Origin of the sequence: Promicromonospora sp. NPDC023805, from assembly GCF_040639635.1 — a bacterium.
Taxonomy (GTDB): Bacteria; Actinomycetota; Actinomycetes; order Actinomycetales; family Cellulomonadaceae; genus Promicromonospora.
On the sequence record NZ_JBFAAH010000021.1, the window covers coordinates 16,641 to 39,090 of the forward strand.

The 22,450-nt window shown below is 68.7% G+C and carries 16 protein-coding genes and 1 pseudogene; 5 read left to right on the forward strand and 12 right to left on the reverse strand.

The window, feature by feature from the left end:
* Position 1 precedes the first annotated feature (1 nt).
* From AB0F70_RS19485 to AB0F70_RS19500, 4 genes are read right to left on the reverse strand one after another with little or no spacing between them, the layout of a single operon-like run.
* Complete coding sequence (locus AB0F70_RS19485; protein WP_357451842.1) at positions 2 to 703, reverse strand: ABC transporter ATP-binding protein; 702 nt, start codon at positions 701 to 703, stop codon at positions 2 to 4.
* Positions 700 to 1,827, reverse strand: a complete 1,128-nt coding sequence (locus tag AB0F70_RS19490; RefSeq protein WP_357451845.1) for a thiolase family protein — start codon at positions 1,825 to 1,827, stop codon at positions 700 to 702. The genes AB0F70_RS19485 and AB0F70_RS19490 overlap by 4 nt, the downstream gene beginning before the upstream one ends.
* Positions 1,817 to 3,025, reverse strand: coding sequence for a class I adenylate-forming enzyme family protein (locus AB0F70_RS19495; RefSeq protein WP_357451848.1), 1,209 nt, complete (start codon positions 3,023 to 3,025; stop codon positions 1,817 to 1,819). Before AB0F70_RS19495 ends, AB0F70_RS19490 begins: the two co-directional genes overlap by 11 nt.
* The gene (locus tag AB0F70_RS19500; protein WP_357451851.1) at positions 3,022 to 3,681 is read right to left on the reverse strand and encodes a biotin transporter BioY; all 660 of its coding nucleotides are present in this window, start codon (positions 3,679 to 3,681) and stop codon (positions 3,022 to 3,024) included. The genes AB0F70_RS19495 and AB0F70_RS19500 overlap by 4 nt, the downstream gene beginning before the upstream one ends.
* 75 nt (positions 3,682 to 3,756) lie before the next feature.
* Between AB0F70_RS19500 and AB0F70_RS19505 the strand changes: the two genes are divergently transcribed.
* Positions 3,757 to 4,404, forward strand: coding sequence for a TetR family transcriptional regulator (locus tag AB0F70_RS19505; RefSeq protein WP_357451854.1), 648 nt, complete (start codon positions 3,757 to 3,759; stop codon positions 4,402 to 4,404).
* Here the strand turns inward: AB0F70_RS19505 and AB0F70_RS19510 are convergent.
* Positions 4,346 to 4,999: a DedA family protein gene (locus AB0F70_RS19510; RefSeq protein ID WP_357451857.1), complete on the reverse strand. Its 654-nt coding sequence runs from the start codon at positions 4,997 to 4,999 to the stop codon at positions 4,346 to 4,348. The two genes, AB0F70_RS19505 and AB0F70_RS19510, sit on opposite strands and share 59 nt — an antisense overlap.
* 129 nt (positions 5,000 to 5,128) lie before the next feature.
* On the opposite strand from AB0F70_RS19510, the gene AB0F70_RS19515 reads away from it, so the two are divergent.
* Positions 5,129 to 6,331, forward strand: a complete 1,203-nt coding sequence (locus tag AB0F70_RS19515) for a histidine kinase (protein ID WP_357451860.1) — start codon at positions 5,129 to 5,131, stop codon at positions 6,329 to 6,331.
* Entirely contained in the window at positions 6,322 to 6,960 is a 639-nt protein-coding gene (locus tag AB0F70_RS19520) for a response regulator transcription factor (RefSeq protein ID WP_357451863.1), read from the forward strand. Before AB0F70_RS19515 ends, AB0F70_RS19520 begins: the two co-directional genes overlap by 10 nt.
* Before the next feature lie 13 nt (positions 6,961 to 6,973).
* On the opposite strand, the gene AB0F70_RS19525 is transcribed toward AB0F70_RS19520, so the two are convergent.
* The 4 genes from AB0F70_RS19525 to AB0F70_RS19540 are packed head-to-tail and all read right to left on the reverse strand — an operon-like array spanning position 6,974 to position 15,448.
* Complete coding sequence (locus AB0F70_RS19525) at positions 6,974 to 8,371, reverse strand: TIGR02679 family protein (RefSeq protein WP_357451866.1); 1,398 nt, start codon at positions 8,369 to 8,371, stop codon at positions 6,974 to 6,976.
* Positions 8,368 to 12,546, reverse strand: a complete 4,179-nt coding sequence (locus AB0F70_RS19530) for a TIGR02680 family protein (RefSeq protein ID WP_357451869.1) — start codon at positions 12,544 to 12,546, stop codon at positions 8,368 to 8,370. Before AB0F70_RS19530 ends, AB0F70_RS19525 begins: the two co-directional genes overlap by 4 nt.
* On the reverse strand, positions 12,543 to 13,796 hold the full coding sequence (locus AB0F70_RS19535) for a TIGR02678 family protein (RefSeq protein ID WP_357451872.1): 1,254 nt from the start codon (positions 13,794 to 13,796) through the stop codon (positions 12,543 to 12,545). Before AB0F70_RS19535 ends, AB0F70_RS19530 begins: the two co-directional genes overlap by 4 nt.
* Positions 13,793 to 15,448: a TIGR02677 family protein gene (locus AB0F70_RS19540; protein WP_357451875.1), complete on the reverse strand. Its 1,656-nt coding sequence runs from the start codon at positions 15,446 to 15,448 to the stop codon at positions 13,793 to 13,795. The genes AB0F70_RS19535 and AB0F70_RS19540 overlap by 4 nt, the downstream gene beginning before the upstream one ends.
* A gap of 405 nt (positions 15,449 to 15,853) precedes the next feature.
* Between AB0F70_RS19540 and AB0F70_RS19545 the strand changes: the two genes are divergently transcribed.
* Both AB0F70_RS19545 and AB0F70_RS19550 read left to right on the forward strand, forming a co-directional pair.
* A complete protein-coding gene (locus AB0F70_RS19545; RefSeq protein ID WP_357451878.1) occupies positions 15,854 to 16,333 on the forward strand; it encodes a DUF2510 domain-containing protein in 480 nt (159 codons plus the stop codon).
* A gap of 128 nt (positions 16,334 to 16,461) precedes the next feature.
* The gene (locus AB0F70_RS19550) at positions 16,462 to 16,992 is read left to right on the forward strand and encodes an NAD(P)H-binding protein (RefSeq protein WP_357452097.1); all 531 of its coding nucleotides are present in this window, start codon (positions 16,462 to 16,464) and stop codon (positions 16,990 to 16,992) included.
* Between the two features lie 242 nt (positions 16,993 to 17,234).
* Here the strand turns inward: AB0F70_RS19550 and AB0F70_RS19555 are convergent, their stop codons facing one another.
* The 3 genes and pseudogenes from AB0F70_RS19555 to AB0F70_RS19565 form a co-directional block, all read right to left on the reverse strand.
* Positions 17,235 to 21,398: a bifunctional (p)ppGpp synthetase/guanosine-3',5'-bis(diphosphate) 3'-pyrophosphohydrolase gene (locus AB0F70_RS19555; protein ID WP_357452100.1), complete on the reverse strand. Its 4,164-nt coding sequence runs from the start codon at positions 21,396 to 21,398 to the stop codon at positions 17,235 to 17,237.
* Positions 21,399 to 21,497: 99 nt separating this feature from the next.
* Positions 21,498 to 22,004: pseudogene (locus AB0F70_RS19560) on the reverse strand (serine protease); the annotation flags it as partial.
* Positions 22,005 to 22,013: 9 nt separating this feature from the next.
* Positions 22,014 to 22,337 (reverse strand): CU044_2847 family protein, encoded by a 324-nt coding sequence (locus AB0F70_RS19565; protein ID WP_357451881.1) that lies wholly within the window; start codon positions 22,335 to 22,337, stop codon positions 22,014 to 22,016.
* Between the last annotated feature and the right edge of the window lie 113 nt (positions 22,338 to 22,450).

A 22,450-nucleotide genomic window follows, 5' to 3' on the forward strand; every position in this document is an offset into this window, starting at 1 on the left:
GTCACCACCGGATGCCCGCCTCGTACGTGGCGATCACCTGCGCGGGCGCTCCGACCTCGGCCACTGTCCCGTCCTGGATCAGCACCGCAGTGTCGCAGCGCTCCGCGAGCCCCAGGTCGTGCGTGACCAGCACCAGTCGGTGCGAGGTACCCGAGTGGGACGCGTCCGCGAGCAGGTGGTCGGCGACCCGGCGGGCGTTGCGCGCGTCCAGGTAGGCGGTGGGCTCGTCGGCGACCACCAGGTCCGGACGCCGGACGAACGCCCCGCACAGGGCGAGCAGCTGCTTCTGGCCGCCGGACAGGTCGTGCGACGACCGGTCCGCGAGATCGGCCAGCCCGAACTCCTCGAGCGCGGCGGTGACCCGTTCTGCCTTCTCCGCGCGCGGCAGCTTCTCGGTGCGCAGCGAGAATCCGACGTCCTCCGCCACGGTGGGCATGATGATCTGCGCGTCCGGGTTGCTGAAGATCACCGCGACGCGGCGGCGCAGCTCAGCGGCCTGGCGCACCGGGTCCAGGCCGAGGACACGCACCGTGCCGGCGGTGGCAGGGACCAGGCCGCTGAGCAGCCGCCCGAGCGTCGACTTGCCGGAACCGTTCTCGCCGATGACGGCGATCGTCCGCGCGTCCAGCGACAGCGTGACGTCGCGCAGCACCTCCGTGTCGCCCAGGCGCACGCCAGCACCCTGGAGCTCGATACCGCTCATCGGATCACCTCGAAGACCGCCGCGACGCCCAGCCCGCCGCCTACCGACGCCGCCGCGACGCCGAGCGTCCCGGCGGGGGCGCCCGCGCGGACGAGCCGCCCGAACAGCCGCACCACGCTGATCGCGCCGCTCGCGCCCCACGGATGACCCAGGGCCAGGGCTCCGCCGTCGGCGCATACGCGCGGATCGTCGTCGTCGAGGCCGAGGCGGTCGAGCACCGCCAGGGACTGGGCGGCGAACGCCTCGACGATCTCGAAGGCCGCGACGTCGCTGAGGTTGGCTCCGGCGGTGTCGAGGGCTGCGCGCACGGCCGGCGCGGCCCCGACGCCGGGCAGCGCGGGGTCGCAGCCGACCACCGCATGCCCCCGCAGCACAAGGCCCGGGGCGCGGCCCGCGAGCCGGCGGGGCACTATCGCGACCGCCGCGGCCCCGTCGCTGATCCGCGTGGCCGTCCCCGCGGTGAGGGTGCCGCCCTCGAACAGGAGGGGCAGTCGGGGCAGCAGCGGCTCGGCGACGCCGATGGAGTCATCGGCCGTCAGTCCCGCGACCGGGACGAACTCGGCCGCGAAACGCCCCGCGTCGCGGGCGGCCCGCGCCCGCTGGTGGCTGCGTGCGGCGTGGGCGTCCTGCCGTTCCCTGCTGATGCCGTCGGCTGCGGCGAGGTCCTCGGCGGCCCGCACCATGTCCGGGTCCGGCCACCCCTGCGGGGCGAACGGGGCGCGGTCGTAGGGCACGCCGTCGAGCGACCGGACCGGGGCGGTCGACGGGCTCTCGACGCCGCCCGCGATCCGGGGCCGGTCGTCCCCGGCCCGGATCGCCGTCGCGGCGTCGAGCACCGCGGCGAGGCCGCTGCCGCACTGCCGGTCCACTGTCGCGCCGGGTACCTCGACCCCCAGCCCCGCGGCCAGCGCGGCGACGCGGGCCGGGTTGCCGCCGGGGCCCATGCAGTTGCCGAGCACGACGTCGGCGACGGTGAGCCGACGTCCGACCGCGGCCTCCGCGTCGGCGAGCACGGCGCGTAGGACGGGTGCGGCGAGCTGTTCGACGTTCAGGGACGCGAGGGCCCGCCCGCGGGTGCCGATCGGCGTCCGGCGGGCGGCGATGACCACCGCTTCATCCGGCAACCCGGGTCACCTCCCCGGCGAGCGCCCGGCGGACGATCTCGGCGCGAGCCGGCTTGCCCGACGCGTTGCGCGGCAGCTCGCCGGTGAACCAGACCCGTGGCCGGTGGGCCGGGCCCAGGCGGAGCGACGTGGTGCTGCGCAGCGCGCCCGCGGTGATCGTGGGGGCACCGGGGGCCGGTTCTACCACCGCGGCGACGAGGGCTCCGACGTTTCCCGCGGGAAGTCCGAAGACGACGGCGTCCGCGATGGCGGGAAGCCGGCGGAGCTCGGCCTCGACCTCCTCGGGGATCACTGTCGCCGAGGCGGTGATGATGGCGCCGTCGGCGCGGCCGCGGAGCCTGAGCGTGCGCGTCCGGGTGCCGTCCACGTTCGCGTTCCCTGGATCGGGCACGGAGTCGGCCACGGAATCGAGCCCAGTATCGAGCTCCGCGAGATCACCGACCGTCGCCCAGTCCCCGTCGGTCCGCAGCGGACCGCCGGCCCCGAAGTACCCGAGGGCCACGTACGGGGACCGCACCCACAGCTCGCCGTCGCGCACGTCGATGTCCACTCCGGGAAAGGGGCGCAGGCCGGAGCCGTCGTCGACCGCGACGAACGAGAGCTCCGCCGCACCGTAGTAGGCGATCACGCGGATGCCCCGGGACTCGGCGTCCGCCCGCAGGTTCTCGTCCAGGTGGGAGCCGCCGACGAGGGCGGTCCGCACGCGCGGGATCTTTCCGCCGTCGAGCAGGGCGCGCAGCGCCTGAGGTGTGCCATGGAACGAGGTGGCCTCGGCGAGGCCGCCGTCGTGCGCCCCGTCCTGCCCCGGGAACACCGGACGCGGACCGCCGTCCAGCGCGTGCGCCAGGGAGAACAGCGTGAGCGAGGACGACGGCGGCGCGGGCAGGGCGACCACGCGTTCGGCGTCCGGCACGCCGGGGTCGTCGAGGAGCGCAGAGACGGCGCTGAACGACTCTGCCCAGGACGCGGCGGTGCGCAGCACTATGCGCGGCGTGCCGCTGCTCCCGGAGGTGAGCGTCGCCCAGGCGGCGTCGGCCGGCGGCCGTGTGTCCCGCACGAGAGCGTCTATGGCCTCCCGTTGCGCCGCGGGCCGGCGGACGTCGTCGGCGAGCGGGACATCGCCGGCCGCGCGCACCGCACGGAGGCGGTCGACCAGCCCGTGCGTGGCGCCGTCCAGCACGACTATGCGCGGAGTCATGGGGCCGGCGGTGTCCGGTCGTCGGCTTCCCGGCTCTCGGCTCCCCGGCTCTCGACTCCCCGGCCCACTACCGAGCGCCAGTTCCGCCGGAACGCGCGGGGGTAGGCACGCAGGAGCGTGGAGACGGTGACCGTCGCCAGCACGGCCTTCGCCAGGTCGCCGGGGACGAACACGAGGCTCGCCACCGCCGTCTGCGGAAGCGACAGCCGGGTGACCAGGCTCTGGACGGGAAGGCCGAAGGCGTAGATCACGAGGATGCCGCCGACGACCATCGCGAGCGCCGTCCGCCAGACCGTGGGCTTGCGGGCGGAGGAGTGCACGATCAGGCCGACGACGAACGCCCCCGCGATCCAGCCGATCAGGTACCCGGCGGAGGGCCCGACGAAGACGCTGATGCCGCCGCGTCCGCCGGCCAGGAGCGGGAGTCCGGCCGCGGTGAGCGTGAGCAGGGCGAGGACCGCGAGCGCCCCGAGCCGCGGCCCGAGGATCGCGCCGGCGAGCATCACGCCGAAGGTCTGCGCGGTGATCGGCACGCCGCCGAAGACGCTGAAGCTGCCCGGCAGGCCGAGGGCCGCGATGAGGGCGGCGAAGACCGCGACGCGGGCGAGGTCGCTCGCCTCGAACGCTCTGCGCGGTGTTCCGTTGTCGTCTCGCACTTGAGTCCTCGCTTCATCCTGAACATGATCCTGAACAGTGTTCACCTGAACGGCGTTCTGCACCATACTGTGGCGATGAGCGGATCACCAAGACACAGCCGTGACGACGTGTCGGACATGGCCCTCCGCCTCCTGGACGAGTACGGGCTGCCCGACCTGACGATGCGCAATATCGCCACGGCGCTCGAGGTGCGGGCGAGTGCGCTGTACTGGCACTTCCCGAACAAGCAGGCGCTGCTGGCCTCGGTCAGCGCGCGGATCCTCGGGCCGATGGCGGACGTGCGGGTCGAGGACATGACGGTGTCCGAGGCCGTCCGCGGGCTGGGCGCACGGCTGCGCGAGTGCCTGCTCGCCTACCGCGACGCCGCCGAGCTGGTGTCGAGCTCGCTGGCGCTCGGGCTCGTCGACTCGCCGGTCCGCCCGCAGCTGCTGGCGGTCACGCGCCGCGACGGCGTCCCGGACTCGTTGTCGCGGGTCGCCGCGGAGGCCGTGATGCACTTCGTTGTCGGGTACACGTTCCACGAGCAGCAGCGGCTGAGCGCGGACTCGTTCGGGCTGCTGCCCGCGGCCGAGTCGCTGGACCCGGAGACCGCGAGCGCGCAGCCCGCGCAGAGCGGTGACTTCGAGGAGGCGCTGCGGATGATCGCCGAGGGCCTGGAGACGCTCAGCGCTTCCGCACGTGCCGGGGCGAGTCCTGGTCCTGGCGACCGCGCAGCGTCTTGACCAGCCACCACACGACCAGCAGGACCACTGCGACGATGACTACCTTCTGGAACACGCCGACGCTCTGCTCGACGATGTGCCACTGGTCCCCCAGCATGTAGCCGGCGCCGACCAGCAGGGTGTTCCAGACGCCGGAGCCCAGCGTCGTGAAGGCCAGGAACCGCCAGATGGACATGCGCTCCACGCCCGCGGGGATGGAGATCAGGCTGCGCACGATCGGGATGAGCCGGCCGATGAGCACCGCCTTGTCGCCGTGCCGGGTGAACCAGGCCTCGGCCTTGTCGACGTCCTCCAGCGACACGAGCGGCATGCGGTCGACGATGGCGCGCAGGCGGTCGCGGCCCAGCCACGCCCCCAGGCTGTACAGGAGGACGGCGCCGACCACGGAGCCCGCCGTCGTCCAGATGAGCACGTGCCACAGGACGAGGGTGCCCTGCGCGGCGGTGAAGCCTGCCAGCGGCAGGATCACCTCGCTCGGCAGGGGCGGGAACAGGTTCTCGAGGGCGATTGCTACGCCAGCGCCGGGTGCGCCGAGGGTCTCCATGAGCCCGACGGCCCAGTCGGCGACGGTCGTGGCGAAGCTTTGTGTCGTCATGGCCCCTACGCTATTTGACGACGAGGGGGTCGGTTGACTGCGGTTCACCGTCGGCTCGTGCGGATATGCCGCAGGTGGGGTGTGGTTTTCCGCAGTCCGCGCGTCCTGCGGCGTCCCTATCCTGGCGAGGTGGACCCCGCCCCCGCCGTCTGGCGCAGCACCCCTGCCCGCATGCTGTGGGGCGCGACCCTCGGCGCGGTCACGTGGCCTGTGGACCTGGTCTTTTCCGTGGTCTCGCTGCTGCGACGCCCGACGCCGTTCGGGCCGGTTCGGTCGCTGGTCGCCTGGCACCGCCGTCGTACCGTGCGCTTTCTCGGGTGGGCGGACGACGGGGTTGTGCTCACCTCTCCCCGGGCCGCTCGGTATCTTTTTTGGCGCGTGGGTGTGGGGCTGGTGGGCACACTGGTGCTCGGGCTGCTTGCGTACGGGATGTTCGCGGTGGTCGCGGGGCTGGCGTCGTGGCTGTTCGACGTGCGGCTCACGGTCGACGAGGCGTTCCAGGGCGACGGGCTGTCGACGGCCGGTGTGCTCGGGATGATCCCGGTCGGCGCGATCCTGCTGTACCTGGACCTGATGGGGCTCATCGGGGTGGCGCTGCTGGACCGGTCGGCGGCCGCGCGGTGGCTGGCGCCGAGTCGCAGCGAGCGGCTGGCGGCGCAGGTCGAGTCGCTGACGGTGAGCCGGGCTGATCTGCTCGCCGCGCTGGACGCGGAGCGGGGGCGGATCGAGCGGGATCTGCACGACGGGGTGCAGCAGCGGGCGGTGGCGCTGGGGTTGCTGGTGAATCGGGCGCGGCGGGCTGTTGGGGCTTCGTCTGGTTCTCTTTTGTTGGAGCAGGCTGCGCGGGAGGCTGAGCTGCTGGTGACGGACCTGCGGGATGTCGCGTGGCGGGTGCGGCCGACGACGTTGGACACGCACGGGCTGGCGCCGGTGCTGGCGGAGCTGGTGTCGCGTGCTGAGCCGTCGACGGTGCTGGACTGGGCCTCCCCAGAGCGGCTCCCGCCGGATGTGGAGACGACGATCTACTACGTGGTGTCGGAGGCTCTGACAAACGTAGCCAAGCACTCGGGTGCCAGCCGGTCGGAGGTGCGGGTCCACGTTGGTCGAGCTCCCGCATCCGACCCGGCCACCGTTGGTCGAGCTTGTCGAGACCCCGATACCGCCAAAGTCCACGTCACCATGACCGACAACGGCACGGGCGGCGCCCTCCCCCATCCCGGCCATGGCCTGGCCGGCCTAGCCGGCCGAGTAGCCACGGCCGGCGGCACCCTCACCGTCGACAGCCCGCTCGGCGGCCCGACCAAGATCGAGGTGACCCTCCCGTGCGAGTGATGCTGGCCGAGGACTCCACCCTGCTCCGCGAGGGCATCCGCAGCCTCCTGACGGACGAGGGGCACGACGTCGTCGCGGCGTACGGCTCCGCCGAGGGGTTGATGAAGCGGCTGGAGGCCGAGCGCCCCGACGTCGTTGTGCTGGACGTGCGTATGCCGCCCACGCACACCGACGAGGGCGTCCGGGCAGCGGTGCAGATCCGGGCGCGCTGGCCGGAGGTGGGGATCCTCGTGCTGTCGCAGTACGTCGAGCGGGAGTTCACGCAGGTGCTGCTCGGGGACGACGCGCGCGCCGTCGGGTACCTGCTCAAGGACCGGGTGATGGGCGTCGACGACTTTCTCGACGCGCTGGACCGGGTGTTTGGCGGCGGGCTGGTGCTGGATCCGGACGTGGTGCGGCAGCTGTTCCGGGACACGTCGCACCCGCTCGGGGTGCTGACCGAGCGGGAGCGGGAGGTACTGGGGCTGATGGCCGAGGGGCGGACGAACGCAGGGATCGCTGCGGCGCTGTACGTGTCGACGTCGGCGGTGGAGAAGCACTCGAACGCGATCTTCGACAAGCTGGGGCTGCTGGCCGAGGACGGGTACAACCGGCGGGTGCAGGCGATCTTGCGGTACCTGGAGTCGTGAGCTCGGCGGGCGGTTACCCGAGCCCTGTCAGGTCGCCGGACAGCAGGTCGACCACCGCTTCCTCCTCGACGGCATGCCCTGTTTCCAACATCGCCGCACTGAGTTCCTCGTCCCACGGCGACGCCGCAGGAACCCCAGTGAGCGCGAGCGATGGCCCGTCGCCGTGCACCGCAGCCCGGTAGTCGGCCGCCGAATACCGCCACGGCACCCACGCCACCCGGCGCCGCAGCCCTTCGGCGATGCGCAGCCCAGCCCAGTCGAAGTCCCCGTGATAGCGGACCTGGGCACCATCACGCGCGATGATGCCCAGCAGCTCGACGACGGCGGTGCTCGGCTGGCCCCACGTACACACCAGCACGAGCTCGCGTCGCTGCCCCGCTGTCTCGGCTGCCGACCAGCGCGTGGCGACCACCTCGACGACCGTCGGGTTCTCGCACACGTGCACGGTCATGTCGGACGCTAGGACGCCAACACCTCCGGACCGGACCTGGTCCAGGGTCAGCACGACGGGCATGCGGGCGGCGCGCGTCTGTTCCAGCACCTGGCCCGTGGCAGTGCCGGCCAGACCTGCGGCCGAAACGTCGGTCGCCCCGGGCACCCCCAGGCAGAGGACGGTGGAGGCGACGTTCGACAGGACGACCCCCGCACGGGCCCACGCGACCCGCGCGGAAGCCTCTCCCGCTACCTGGTCGGGGGGCTCGTCGGTGCCGAAGGCAGCGTCCACCACGGCGACCGTCATGCGGCCCAGGGCGCGGCTGCTGTCCAGGCCATGGGCCTCGCCGAGCGTCCGCCGTGCCAGGACCGCTATCGGCTCACCCGAGGCGGGGAGAGACTCCAGGACAGCGCGAACAGACCTGACGAGGTCTGCGGCCACCATCGGGGCGTCCGCGAGACCCTCGCGCGAGCCGCCTGGCTGCCCTGTCCGTCGCGCCACCTCAGCCCGCGCGGCTCGCTTGAGTCCCCCAGCCGCGCACCAGTCCCGCCACCACGCGCTGAGCCCGTCGAACCTTCGGACGACCGGCTCCAGCTCTGCTTCAGCCCGCCGCCAGGCTTCCGCCGCTCGGGCGACATCACCACGACGGTCGGCCAAGGGCCCCGTGAGCGTCACGACCGCGTCGGCAAGACCCGCTGGCCACGGGCCGCGCCGAAGGATCTGTTCCACCACAGCGAGGTCGACGCTCAGCCCCGCACCGACCTTGCGCGGGCGCCCGACCAGCCGCACGGCTGCAGCCCGCTCCTCGGCCGTCGGACCCGCCAACCGCACGACGCCCGACAGCAGGGGCAGCCCTTCACCGGTCGCATCGGACTCCAGCCGTCGTCGAACGCGGTCCACGATCCACGCGGCGCCGGGGTCACCGAGCAACGCCCCGATCGCCCTCCGGCTGCCATCACCTTCGTGCTCGACCGTCATGCGTCGAACAGACCCGGCGCGGCGTCCTCACCGTCGACCGTGGCCGTCCCGCTGGGAGCCGCGGCCAGCGCACCGGTGCCGACATCCTGCTGCCGGTCGCGAACCCTGCCGTCCCAGCGCCACCGGGTCACGCCCACGGCGTCCACCCCCTCGATCCGGGACAGCTGGGCGATGGACAGGCCGGGAACCTGCGGGTAGCAGCCCCACTCCCGTTCGCTCGTCATGACGACGTCGAGGTCGAACGTGGCCAGCAGACCGAGCGACTTGGCGCGGGAGTCGTCGTCCACACCTGCGAATGCCTCGTCGAGAAGGATGAGCCGCGGCGAGTGCTCGCTCGCGGAGTTGTAGTGCGAGGACGCAGCGGCGAACAGCGGGACGGACATTGCCAGCACCCGCTCGCCACCCGACGCCGGGCCCGACGCCGACCGCCACTGTCCGTTCTGCTTTCGCTCCACACCGAAGGTGTGCCACTGGCGGTAGTCGAGCGCGCGTTCGAGGTGCTCCTGCCATCCGGCCGTCGGGTCCGCCTCGCGGATCTCGGCGATCCGCGCCTGGAGGAACTCCCCGATCGCGGCCCGGTCCCCCTTGGTCCAGGTGGCATCCGCGCGCGTCATCAGGTCGCGCGCCGCAGCCAACCCTGCGGGACCGTCGGCCCGCTCCAGCCACGTCACGCGCAGCTGCATGCCGGTGGACGTCTTGCGGTCAGCCAGCTCGCGGTTCATCCGATCGATCTGGTCCTGCGCCGTCAGCAGAAGCTCGTGCAGGTGCCCGGCGACTTCGTTGACCAGGTGGTTCTCCAGAATCTCCCGCTCACGGGCGCTGAGCAGACGTTCGCGCTCCGCGATGTCCTCCTCGAGCCGCCCTGCCAGCTGGTCCACATCCAGGTCATCGGTCAGGTAGCGCACACGAGCCACCAGCACCTCGCCGTGCTGCTCCACGTAGGCGTTGTGCCCGTGCCGGCTCATCTGGGCGGCCAGCTCGTTCGACGCGGTGGAGACGTGCTGCTGCACACGGCTCCAGGCGTCGTCGGACCCGTCCATCGCCGCGAGCTCCTGCTCCGCGGCTCGCGCGACCGCGAGCGCCGCACTCACACTCCATGCCTCCGGCTCGTATGGACTGGGGACGTCCAGGTTCGCGAGCGCGACGCGGAGCAGGCCGGTCCCGGCGAAGCCGCGCAGCGCCTCGATGGCCGCTGTCCGCGCCGCGCCGGCCTCGTCACGTCGGACGGCGAGGTCGCCCTTCTTCTCCCGCAGCCCGCCGAGGAGCGTTGCAGCCGCCAGCTGGGCCTTCGCCAGTGCCCTGAGCTCGCGAACCAGGTCGCTCTTCGCGACGCCGATCGCCGCGAGCCGCTCCTGCAGCTCCGCCACGGACGCACCGACCGTCTGCTGCAGCATGGTCGCCGCCGCCCGCAGCCGCGCAGCATCGCCACGCAGCCCCCTGAGTGCGAGCTCACGGCCCTCGAGAACGGCCCGCGCCTCCGTGGCTCGCTCGGCGGCGTCATCGGACGCGCGCGACAGCCCCGCCGCCGCACGTGCCGACGCACGCACCTCCGCCAGCGCCACGGCATACCCGCTCAAGGCCGCCACCGTCTCGTCCAGGCCCTCCGCGGTGGGGTGCAGGCCCAGCTGGGCGGCGGTGTCGGCGAGCTCGCTCTCGGCGTCTCGCGCCTCGCCGCCTACCTGCGACCACTTGGTCCGTGCGTCCGCGAGAGTCGTGCGGGCCATCTCCAGCTCTCGCGTGGCTTCGGCCGCCTTCGCGTGCAGGGCGAACAGCACACGTTCGGCGGACGTCGGGTACGCCTCCCGCTCCGCGATGACCTGCTCCGCCTGCTCGATGGCGTCCTGCGCCTCGGCCCGCGCACTGCCGACCCGCAGATCCAGGTCCTCCGCCTCAGCCCGCGCCTGCGCGAGCAGCGCCCGGCGATGAGCGTCACGCGCGCCGGCACCGATGTAGGCAGCCGACTCCTTGGCCCAGGACCCTCGCGCGGGCCCGGCACCCCAGTGGCCGGCATGATCCACCCAGAACGATGCCCCGGATGCGGCGCCCAGCCCGACCCGCCGCAGCACAGCCGCCACCGCCTCCGCGGGAACATCCGCATCAGGTCCGACGGCGGGGACGAGCACCTCGGCCAACGTCTCGTTCCCCACCGTGCCGTGGTCGATCCCTTCGTCGCCGACGCCACTCAGCACCACGTCGCCGTCGGCCTCGACCGTGCCGTCGGGGAACACCCAGGCGTCCAGCAGCCCGGAGGACTGCAGCGCAGCCTCGATCCCGGCGTGCTCGCCCTCGGCCACACCGGGAGCGAAGTCCGTCAGCCGCCACAGAGGTGCGCCAGGAATGCCCGCGCGAGCGGCGGAATCGCGCCCGGGAGCCGCAGGCGGCGAAGGATCCTGCCCGGACTCCAGCTCAGCGATCCTTTCCCCGACCGCCACCTGCTCCGCCGCCAGCCGTGACGCCTCGTGCTCGGCCCGCGCCCTACGCCGCTGCAGGTCGGTCAGCCGACGCGAAGCGGCGCCCTCGACTACCCCCTTGGTCGGCGGCTCGCCGTCCAGGGTTCGCGCCCAGTCCTCGGCCAGGGCGGCCTGCTCGTCCGGATCGGTGGTCAGCTCGATCGCCCACAGGCCGCCCAGGTACGTGCGGACGTCGTCCCGGTAGCGCTCGACGCCGGCATCGACGTGGGCGCCTGCCTGGCCGGCGGCCTCCTGCCGTGTCGCCTCGACCGTGGCAGCGGTGTCCACCGCCTCGCTCGCCCGGTCGGCGCGGCGACGGGCGGATCCGGCGTCCGACACCAGGCCGCGCACGTGCGTGACCTGGTCCTGGCGACGAGCCAACGCACGTCGCGCTGCCTCCTCGTCCCCGCTGAGCCTCTCGTGGTCGGCGCCCAGACCCACTGTCGCGGCCAGGCTGCTCGCGCGCTCGGCGCGCTCCTGCGCCTCGAGCTCTGCTACTGCCTGCGCACCCGCGGCTGCCTCCGCGTCCCGGTCCGCCCGCTGGGCCCGCCCGCGTGCAGCCTCCATCTCGGTGCGGGCGCTCTCAGCGCGTGCTTCGGCGTCGGCGGCGGCCCGGCTCTCCTGGTCGAGCCGCTCGGCCTGTCGCATCTCGGGGCTCGCACGCAGCGCCGATTCGTCACCCTCAAGCTTGTTCTGCCGCACCTCCGCGGCGGTCTGCTGCTCGGCGAGAGCCTCGACCTCGGCCTCCGCGGCCTCCAGCGCCGCGTCGACCTCACGCTGGTCGCGACCCACCTGCTCGTAGTCGCTGTTGGCCAGACGCACCGTCGTCGTGCTCCGGCGAGCGGCCACGCGGGCATAGCCGCGGTACTGGTCGAGGAACCGGTTCGCGGCGCTCAGCGTCGCGGTCTGGGCGGCGATCCCGTCGCGCTCCTCCTCCAGCGACCGGAACGACTCCGCGACGTCGGAAACCACTGCCTGGTCCAGCGGCGCCAGCGCCTCGGTGAGCGCCGCGGACAGCGCCTTCTCGTCCGGCTTCTTGGACAGCTGCGGCTGACGCAGCTGGATCAGGAGGTCCACCAGTGCGCCGTAGCGTTCCTCACCGAGCCGGAACAGCGCCTCGTCCACGGCGCGGCGGTAGGGCTCCTGCGTGCTGAACACCTGGCCTGTACCTGTGCCCTCGAGCTCATCACGCAGCCGCTCCTGACTGAGAACCGTCCGCGTCTGGTCCATGAGCCGCAGGTCGCCGATCCGGCGCTCCGTGACGAAGTACCAGCGCTTCACGATCCCGCGGCCGGTAGCCGCCTTGAGCCCGATACCGAGAGTGCAGTAGTGCTCAACACCATCGGCGTCCACCCGCCCGAACTCGATCCACGAGTACCCGGTGCGCTCGTTGTGCGGATGGGCTCCGCCCAGCAGCAAGTTCCACTCCATCTTCTTCTTGGGGTCCGCATCCGGTTCCACCCGGTGGGCGTCAATCCGCCCGTCAAGCAGGAACGGGAGCGTGAGCGCCAGCACCTTGGACTTGCCGGTGCCGTTGTTCCCACGCAGCAGCAGCCGGCCGTCGTGGAACCAGAACTGCTCGTCGTCGTAATAGAAGAAGTCGACAAGGCCGAGCCGGAGCGGCTGCCAGCGCCGGGTCGTCGCCCGCGGCAATGCTCCGGGCTCGGTGATCGGCCCGGGATACAGCCAGTTCGTGTCCCCCGGCGGCGTGGTGGTCGTGGTCATCGGGTCTTCCTCTCACGGATCGTGGGGGCGGCGACAGCGAACCTTCCGAGGGCGGGCAGCGGATGCACCACGGCATCGGCCGGGTCTCCGCCGTCGACCACAGCGGCCAAGCCGAGTCCGACCAGACGGTCGAGCGCGGCGTCAACCAGAGCGTTCTCCGCGCCGGGCTCCCGGGCGGTCTTGCGCCAGTACGAGGCGTGCTCCCGCGCCAGCCGGCGGACGAGCCCGCGCAGCACGGCGACCGTGGTGGGACCGGACGTCGCGAGCTTCTCGGCCAGCAGCAGCGTGGCGTGCCCGTCGGTGCCGGACTCCGGCATCCGGACGTCGGTGAGCTGGTCATCGGGATCCACCAGAGCAATGCCCTCTGCGCGAAGCTCTGGGATCAGGCCCGTAGCCTCGGCGAGCCGGGCCGTGACGTTCACGCGCTGGTGGGTCAGGTAGAACCGTTCCGCCTCGTCGAGCTCGGAGTAGTAGACGACGGGGTCCAGCAGCAGGCGTCGCGACACCCGGTGCCGCAGCCGGACGTTGGCCTCCTCCTCGGTGTACGCGGGCGGCTGCTCGTGCAGTGCCACCTCCATGTCCGCGATCGCCGGGTGCTCACCAAGCCGGCCCGCCACCAGTCCCGGCGCGTGGGCCGTGGACAGCATCGTGGACAGCACCCGCCGGTCGACGTCGTAGAGCGCGTCGCCGCCGGAGGCCACATAGGACTCCTCGTCACCGGCGACCCTGGCCAGCACCCCGTACCCGAGCAGCAGCCTGATCGCCGCGACCAGGTCAGACCGCTCCTCCCGGCCGGCCAGGGTGAACTCCACGCTCTCCAAGCCGGGTTGCCTCGCGATCAGCACTATCGAGTCCGCCAGGCGGGCCAGGGAGATCTGCGGGTCCGACCGTTCGAGGACCGCCAACGCGAGGCAGAACAGCACGTATCGGCGGCGGGTGAACGGCGCGTCACCCCTGCGGGCCCGGGCCGGATGGCGCTCGGCGATGGAGACCGCCGTCGGCCCCTGCGGGACGTGCGAGACCAGCAGCCGGATGGTCTGCGGCTCGACCACCAACCGCCACCCGGTCTCCCGGTCGAACCACTGCCGCAGCTCGTCGGCGTGCCGCCGGGCGAGACGGAACAGCTCGCCGTCGGCCGGCGAGCGCAGCACGGGACGCGCGAGCAGCGCTCGCAGTGCGCGACGACGGCCCTCAGCGTCGTGCCGTTCGAGGGCGCCGGAGATGTGCCCGGCCAGCTCGACTCGACTCATACCGGGACCTCCACGGCTTGGCGCGCGTCGTCCGTGATGACCGGCGGCGGTTGCTCCGGTCCGGCCACCGAAGATGCGATGTCCACGAGGTGGTCCGGTCCGGAGAACTCGCCGTCCGGCGTCCGCAGCACGGCGACGCCCGCCTCTGGAACCCGGGTGAGCGTCACCGTCAGCTCGCCGTCGGACGTGTGGACCTGCGCCGTGGTCGCGTCGGGACCCATCGCGGCCAGGCCGTCCCCGAGCAGCCCCAGGAACAGCTTGAAGGCCTGCGGGTCCAGCTCGCCGAAGGCTGACAGAGGACGCGGCCCAGAGGTCAGGATGTGACGTCGGGCAGCCGCCGTCTGCTCCGCCTGGTGCCGGGAGCGCGCGGCGAGGATCGCCTTGGCCTCGCGCCTGTCCTGCACGCGGTTGGGCTTGCCGCGCCGCTCGTACGACCCGGTGCGGCGCAGCTGCGGGCTGATCTCCAGCGGCGGAGCCTCGGCCCACGGCACGGAGTTGCCCAGTCGCGCCTCCTCCCAGGCTTCCACCGTCTCCCCGGTAACCGTCAGGTGCCGCGCCGACGACAGCCCGAACGCCGAACGCCACAGCCGATGGCGGGCGCCGTCGTCCGGCAGGTCGGCGAACCACCGGGCCAGGGTGAGGAAGTCCTGGGTTCGGTCTGTGCGTCCGCCGGCGCGGTCGTGCAAGGCGCGCACGACGGCGAGGAGAGCAGGGATCGCAGCGCGGGCGCGGGACCGCAGGAGCTTGGCCTCGCTCTCCCTACCAGGCGTGCTGACGAACCAGTCGGCCAGGCCCGCCCACTGCCGTAGCCAGGTCTCCTGGGCCGTGACCACCGCGCTCTCCGCCTCACCCGGCGCCGCGTCCTGCGCCTCGCGTTCGGCAGCCACCGTCACGAGCAGCCGGACGGCGTCCGGCGGGATCTCGCTCAGCAGGGCCGCGATCCGGGCGCCCCGGGTGACCAGGTCGTCGATGAACCGCTCCAGGTACTCGATCAGCTGTTCCTTGTAGGCCAGGAAGGCCTCGACGTCAGCGTCGTGCAGGTCGATGGTGCGCTGGATCGACCCCATGAACGCCACGGCGTTGTCGGCGAGCTCTGTGAACCGCTCCCGCAGGCTGCGCATCGCCTGGTGAGTCGTCGCGGCATCTGCCCCCGGCGCCAAGTCGGCCCGCCCGCGCGTGGCGTCCCGCAAACTGGTCAGCAGCACCACGATGTCCTCCAGCGCCACGGCTTGGAGCGCACCCCGGGTGCCGAGCGCGGTGTCGTACTGCGCCAGCGCGCGCTCGGCGGCCTCCCCCTCACGGGACAGCTGATACAGCATGCGCCGCCGGTAGAAGTCCTCCAGCGCGGTGACCCGGCTGGAGTCCGGAAAAGCGAGCAGGTTGCCCCACACCGGGTTCGCCAGCCTCCCGAGCGCGTCGGCCACGGCGTCCTCGGTGACGGGCTCGCCGCCGTCCGCATGCAGCGCCCTGTGCACCTGCTCGGGGCGCACGTGGACCGTGAACCGCTCCTTCTCTGTCACCAGAGCACGCATGACCCGCCGGTACAGGGCGGCGTTGGGCGTGTTCAGATAGGTGAACGGGGCATACGCGCCAGACGGCACCGCTGTATCAGTGCTGTCCGGGAGCTGCTGATCATCTGCGGGGGTGGTCACAGCACGCCATGGTTCCACGGGTCACTGACAGGCAGGAATCACGGGCGCGGGAAGGGGTTGTGCTGGGCTTCACACCGGGTAGGCGATGCTCGGTATCTGGAGTCGTGATGCCCTAAGGGCCCAGACCGTCGATCTCGACGGTCCAGGCCCTTCGCTTTATGCGTTCACCACAGGCCGCCGCCTTTGCGGCGCTTGGTGCTGCTACCGCCGCCCCACAGCCTCTTGAACAGGCTCTTGCTGCGGCCCTTTGTCGTGCTTCCCCACGTGCCTCGCTTCAAGCTCTTCGCGCGAGACTTCCTACCCCATAGACCAGCCATCAGCGACCTCCTCGCGTACGGACAGGCTTCAAGGCTACGTAAAACTGCTGGCCAGGTGAATCACACGCCGCAATGAAGATCACCCGCCATGTGGTCAACCGCGCGTCAGCGGTCGGCTTTCATTGGGGAGGCGCAACGACGTCGCGCTGCGAGACGACACACAGGAGACTCAGTGACGCACCCAAATTCCGCAGGCTCGGCTGGTCCAGGGTGGTACCCGGATCCGATCGACCCCGGTGTGGAGCGCTGGTGGGACGGATCAACATGGGGTGCACCCAAGACTCCTTTTGTACCTCCCGCAAAGGCGCGGCGGCCCCAGCCTGCTTTGGCAAGCACTCTCCGCAGCAAGACCCGGGCGCGCTGGGCGCTCGGCCTCGGGATAGCGGCCCTCCCCATGCTTCTTCTCCCACCCTTCGGTCCGTTGGTTGCGATAGCTGGCCTGGCCGTCTCGATCCTCGAGCTCCAGTCCGGCAACCGTCAGAGCAGCGTGGTGTGGGCCACCGCTCTCAGCGGGATTGGGGTCGCACTCACCCTCCTCGTCGTCGCGGTGGGCCTCGCTTCTAGATGATCGACGCCTTCTACACGGGTGGGTTCGCTACGGTCGCGGTCCGTGGGCAATTGGCCGGGCTCGGCCGCGTGATCCGGCACGTCTCCTAGGGTTGTCCGGTGCGCATCTTCCTTGCCGGACCGACCGGCGTGATCGGGTCCCGACTCCTACCTCTGCTCGTTGCCGCCGGCCATGACGTCACGGGGACGACACGCTCGGCCGAGCGCGCGGGCATGATCGAGAAGGCCGGCGGCACTCCGGTCGTCGTGGACGTGTACGACGTCGACGCGCTCACCGCCGCCGTCATCGAATCCCAGCCTGATCTGGTGATGCACCAACTCACAGACCTGCCTGACAACGCCGCGGACATCCCGGCGCGCGCCGCCGCGAATTCACGGATGCGGACCGAGGGGACGGCCAATCTGCTCGCGGCGGCGTTGGCTGCGGGTGGGGCGCGGATGCTGGCGCAGTCGATCGCCTGGGCGGGGCGACGCCGTGGCCTGGCACGAGGCTGCCGTGCTGGACGCGGGTGGGGTCGTGGTTCGGTATGGGCAGTTCTACGGTCCGGGCACGTACTACGAGGCGGATCTCCCTGCGCACCCGCGGATCCATGTGAGCGATGCTGCTCAGCGGACGGTTCCGTTGGTGGACGCGGCACCTGGGAGCTTCGTGCTGGCTGATCCGAAGGATTGACTCAACTTCCCGTCGTGTCAGGCAGTACGCCGCCCCGGTGGCGGCCGCGAACGAAATGAAGTCGTCGTCGCGCCGGTTGGCGTAGGTGACGTAACCGAGCAGTTGGCCTCCCATGTCCTCAGCCCTGGCCGCCGCAGGGCTGGTCGGAGGCTGGACGCCGTACGTGCTAGGCAGCAACTGCAGGATGCCGAGGGCGAGGCACGGGTATCCAGACGAATGTCGACCTAGTTCAGATCGGGTAGTGCCGGCGGTCTTCTGCCTCGACGCTCGATGAACGCGTCAAGTCAAAAACACCGTCGACGGCCCGCACTGCCACGAAAGCCTTCCCCAACTGCGCAAGCTCAGCCAACTGAAGACTGAAACGCAAGGTAACCAGCCGCTCCTGTGAAACTGATCCAAAGGCCGATATTATATTCACTCTATTGTCTGCCAGGACTTGCGCGATGTCGGAGAGCAGCCCAGTCCGGTCCAGCGCCTCAACGTGAATCTGCACCCAAACAATGCTGCCTTCCGTGTCAGTCCATTCCACCTCGACTGTACGCTCCGGCTGCCTACCCAACCTAACCAAATTCACGCAGTCCGTGTGATGCACGCTTATACCCTGGCCACGCGTTACGAAACCAGCAATGTCATCACCCGGTAGCGGGGCACAGCATTTAGCGAGTTTGATCCATACAGTTGAGGAACCGGAGCGCTTAAGTACGACGCCCGGGTCGATCGCGCGCACACGCCGCGACGCGACACCGCCCGAAATAGACCCTCTGCTTGACGCCAGCCTCAAACGTGCCGTCGATGCCTCGATGAGGTTAAGTGCCGCATCGACAACAGCTATCCGCCCCTCGCCAACCGCCGCATAAAGTCCGGAAGCATCAGAAAAACCCATCGCATTCGCGACCTCTATAAGCGTCTCGTCCGATATAATTCGATGGCTTGGCAGACCCTGGTCCCGCATAGATTTGGCTATCGCCTCTTTGCCAATCGCCTCCTCGCGGCGCTCTTTCGTGAACCACTGCCGGATCCTGTTCCGCGCCCTTGGCGATTTCACGAACGCTAGCCAGTCAGCGCTCGGCCCGGCGGCTTCTGACTTCGAGGTGAGAATGTCGACGACGTCGCCGCTTTCCAGAGGCGAATCCAGCGGCACCAAGCGGCCATTTACCCGCGCCCCCATGGTTCGACGGCCCACGTCACCATCCAAACCATAGGCAAAGTCGACCGGAGTTGCGCCAGCGGGCAGCGCCATCGCCGCGCCCTTCGGCGTGAAAACGTAGACCTCGCCGCCGCTGATCTCAAAGCGGAGAAAATCTAAGAACTCCAGCGGGTCGGCCGTCTCACGCTGCCAATCGACCAACTGGCGCAGCCACTCCATCTCCGGCTGACCAGGTTCGCCTTCCGAGTCGCCTCCAAGCGCAATTGCCCCCGCACGCCTATCCGCCTCCTCCTTATGCTTTCTCAGACCAGCACCGATGCCGTACTCAGCGCGGCGACGCATGTCGTGCGTACGAATCTGGATCTCCACCGGCCTTCCGCCTGGGCCAATCACAGTTGTTTCCAAGGACTGATACATACCGAACTCAGGCATCGCGATCTTGTCTTCGAATGTACCCGGGATCGGATTCCATCGAGCGTGCATCACGCCAAGAGCTGCATAGCAGTCACTTACCGAGTCAACCAAGATTTGGGTTGCAGTCAAATCGTACGTTTCTGCGAAGTCATGACCACGTACGACCATCTTCCGATAGATCGAGTAGTAATGATTCGGACGCCCCGTCACAACTGCCTCAATGCCTGAAGCACGCAGGTCGGAATCGATCCAATCATTGACCTCTCTGAGAGCCTCGTCACGTGCCGGTGTCCGCTCGGCCACAAGGTGGACGATCTCTTCGTATACCTTGGGATACAGCGCTTGGAAAGACAGCTCCTCCAACTCCCGTTTCACTACGCCCATACCGAGTCGATGAGCCAACGGGGCATAGATCTCAAGAGTCTCGATCGCACTCCGCTCCGCAGACTTCGACCGTTCGCCCAACCAGGTTCGGGCGTTGTGCAGCCGATCCGCGAGCTTTATGACGAGCACCCTAATATCCTTCGCCATCGCGACCACCATCTTACGAACCTCGTCAGCATGCGCACTGTCTCCGTATTGGACCTTGTCCAACTGGGCTACACCGTCAACAAGCAACGCGACATCGTCACCGAAGTCGTTACGAAGTAGATCAAGCGAATAGTCGGCTTCCCCCACCGTATTGCGCAGCATCGCTCCAGCAATCGTGGTGCCCTCGAAACCGAGATCCGCAAGGATCGTGGCCACAGCGACCGGATGCGTGACGTACGAGTCACTGTTCCTATTCGCCTGCCCTCGATGAGCCCTCTCAGCCACCTGAAATGCACGCTCGATCAACGCGACATCCGAGTTTGGGTGACCGCTGCGAACAGCACGCAGTAGTGGAACGATACGACTTTGGCCAAGAATTCCACTTAACTCTGACGCGGCTTCGTTGCCGACAAAGGAAAGAGCTTCAACTAGTTCCAGCCGATCAAAGTACCCAATTCGGTCGTCGCGTGCCAGGCTGACCGCCCCGTTCAGAATCCATTCCTCCGTGCCCGAGAACCATTTCCTCAGGTCGAACCTGAGACCGTCGCTCCAACCGACTAGCTCACCGTCGCTCGGGCTGGCTGAACCCATGTGGCGCCCCACCGCAGCCAGATATGCGCGCATCCGAACGTCCGGCCGCGCCTCAGACGACTCGCTGAGAGTTAAAAGATCCGGCACTAGTTGCAAGTCCGCGATCGCCGTTCGTACGTCAATCGCCATCTCTAAGGCAAAAAGGTCGGTATGGTCATCGAAAGACATGGCCATCGCAGCGGAAACAATGGGAACCAGGGAACGCGGCACCGCGATTCGATCGGCAGCTAGGCCGGCTATTAAATCGAGGGCATGCTGGTCGCCGCGAGCAATCGATACACTCAGATACTCCAGAAAGCGATCTTCTTCGATCCATCGTGACGAAACAAACCGCATAAACGAATGGTTCGCCCAGATATCCATTGGAGGAGTCTCACCGACAAGCACCGTCAGAAGCCGCGCACCGCGAACCTCGTCCCGGGCGCACTCGTCGGCCGCGGCAAATTCAGCAACTATCTGATGAACGAATAATACTTCATGCTCCTCGAGATGCACTAGACCACTGCGCCGATAGATGTTGCGACAGAGATCTTCCCACTCCGCTTTGCCCATTCCCGAGCCGGCAGGAGGTGACGGCATCTCCACGATCGGCCGATCACGACCGGATTCGATCCATGACAACGCAGATCCACCAAGGTAATGGTACGTCCCTTCGATGACTTCCTGCGCAGCAAGCTTGCTTCTTGGACCAAATGGAGCCGCCGCTTCAATCGCCTCGTCGATCAGCGGCCGCCCTTCCGGCCGATAGAACACCCGCCGCACCGCGTCGCAATAGGCTTGCAGCAACCCGTATCGCGAGCCAGGGATTTCAGCTGAGGCATCGATCGCCCGGATACGACAAGCAATGGAGAGAAGAAGTGGGTTCCCCAGCAAGTCTGCTGGGGTCTGCGCGAGAATACCGACAACACGGCGATCAACGTCGCCGGCGTCGCCGGCGTCGCCAATCCATCTCCTGACGACCGCAACTTGCTGGAGTCGCGTGAGCGGCTCTAGCAACCAAACAGGCCCAACGAGTCGACCGAGCCCAGAATGCTCGGCTAGCGCCAGCGGCCGTGTCGCAATTACGATTCGCAATTGCTTATGCGACCGTAGTACTTCGTGCAATTTTGCCACTATTCTTACACGCCTATTTCGGTCGACCACTTCGTCGAGTCCGTCCACCAGGAGACACCACCGGTGACCTGGGATTGGCGCGTTGTCGAAAAGATCTTCCGACCATTTAGATTCCGAGAACGATGGAATGCGATTGAGCGATCGCCATAAGGAAGATGTGATTGGCTCGCTGGGGTCGATATCCGACGCCAGCACAGGTACCGGAACAATGTGAGGAATGCCGTGCATGCCCATTGCTACCTCTGCTCCGACGCAACACATTCTCAGAGCCGCAGATTTTCCGCCGCCTGGTCCAGCGACTAGAATAAACGATTCATCGGATTTGAGCAGGTCATACAATGTTGCAGAACGCACGTCTTTCGTTCCGGTGTCGTGCCGGACGAGTGTTGGAATTTCGTAAACGTTGGCGAGCGGAGGTAGTTCGCCATCTTCCGCCAGTACGCCGGATCGGTCTTGCGCGGCATGAGCACCCACCGTAGAGATGAAACGACGCAGTTCTCGAGTGACACGCGGCAGTCTCGCTGTCCGAATCTGTGTATCCTCGAGATGTCCCACCCACGCGTCGAAAGTCGTTCTATCAGCCAGGTAGGCGTTCACGTTCGCGAGTTTGGGAGACAGGTACCTCTCGAACAGATGGGCCGTCGGAAAAGCCCGAGCAACCCCATTTCGGTCGGATACGACAACGACACCACATATGAACCCGGTCGCCGCGTCAAAGAGCGGGCTTCCGCTCACTCCGGAGTGGATCGGGGTACCCTCTAGCTTAAAGAGTTCCGGTCCGGCAATTGACAGTTTCCCGCCGCCTAGGACCCTAACAAGAAACGGGTCCCCGCCAGCGGTGTACTTTCCGGAGGAGAAGCCAAATCCCGACAGTTCCGGGTATTCGACGTTAGGTGATCCAAGCAATGGGACCAGGGGTAAGTCTGACCCTTCATCGAGTTCGAGAATGGCAACGTCACAGTCCAAACCGTGGGTCTCTGAACTCCAGAGCACGCTCACCTGTCGTGGAATCGGCGCGCCATCGGCTGACACTGGTCCAACGATGGTGATACTTTCCGCACCTTCAACCACGTGTCGAGCGGTTAGAAGATGCCGCGGAGTGACTGCGAATGCGGTTCCCCGACCATCACTGTCGGGATACACCGCTTCCACGAGATAAGTTACGCCCCGGACAAGGTCCTCGCCTGTCATTGTTGAGCTCATTTGAGCCAATCAACCCGCAGGGCGCTCATAGTTCGCGATTACTTTAATCGATGACTTCGACGAAGCCTTTCCGATGACCGCGATAAGGCTCCCACTCTCGATGGCGAACTCGATGCCAATCTCAACGGTGACCGACGCGATTCCTCCAGCAAGGAAGGCGCGCGCGGCTTCTTCTGCAGCAGAAGCAGCCGCGGCGATCGCTTCTTCCATGCGCGGTGTCCGCTCGCTGACCGGGCTCTCGCCTTCTAGTCTTGCGCCGCTATCTCCGATGGCTTCGGCCATCACGAGCACCGTGTGTTCGCCAACCCGTACTCGTACCGGCAGATCGGACATGGCGCGCCTCCAAGGCATGTAGTGCCAGACTGGTCTCTGAGCGTGGCCGGTCCGACTGATTCCTGCAACGGTACTCGGGGTGATTTCGCAGAGCCGTTGCGACGACGACACCC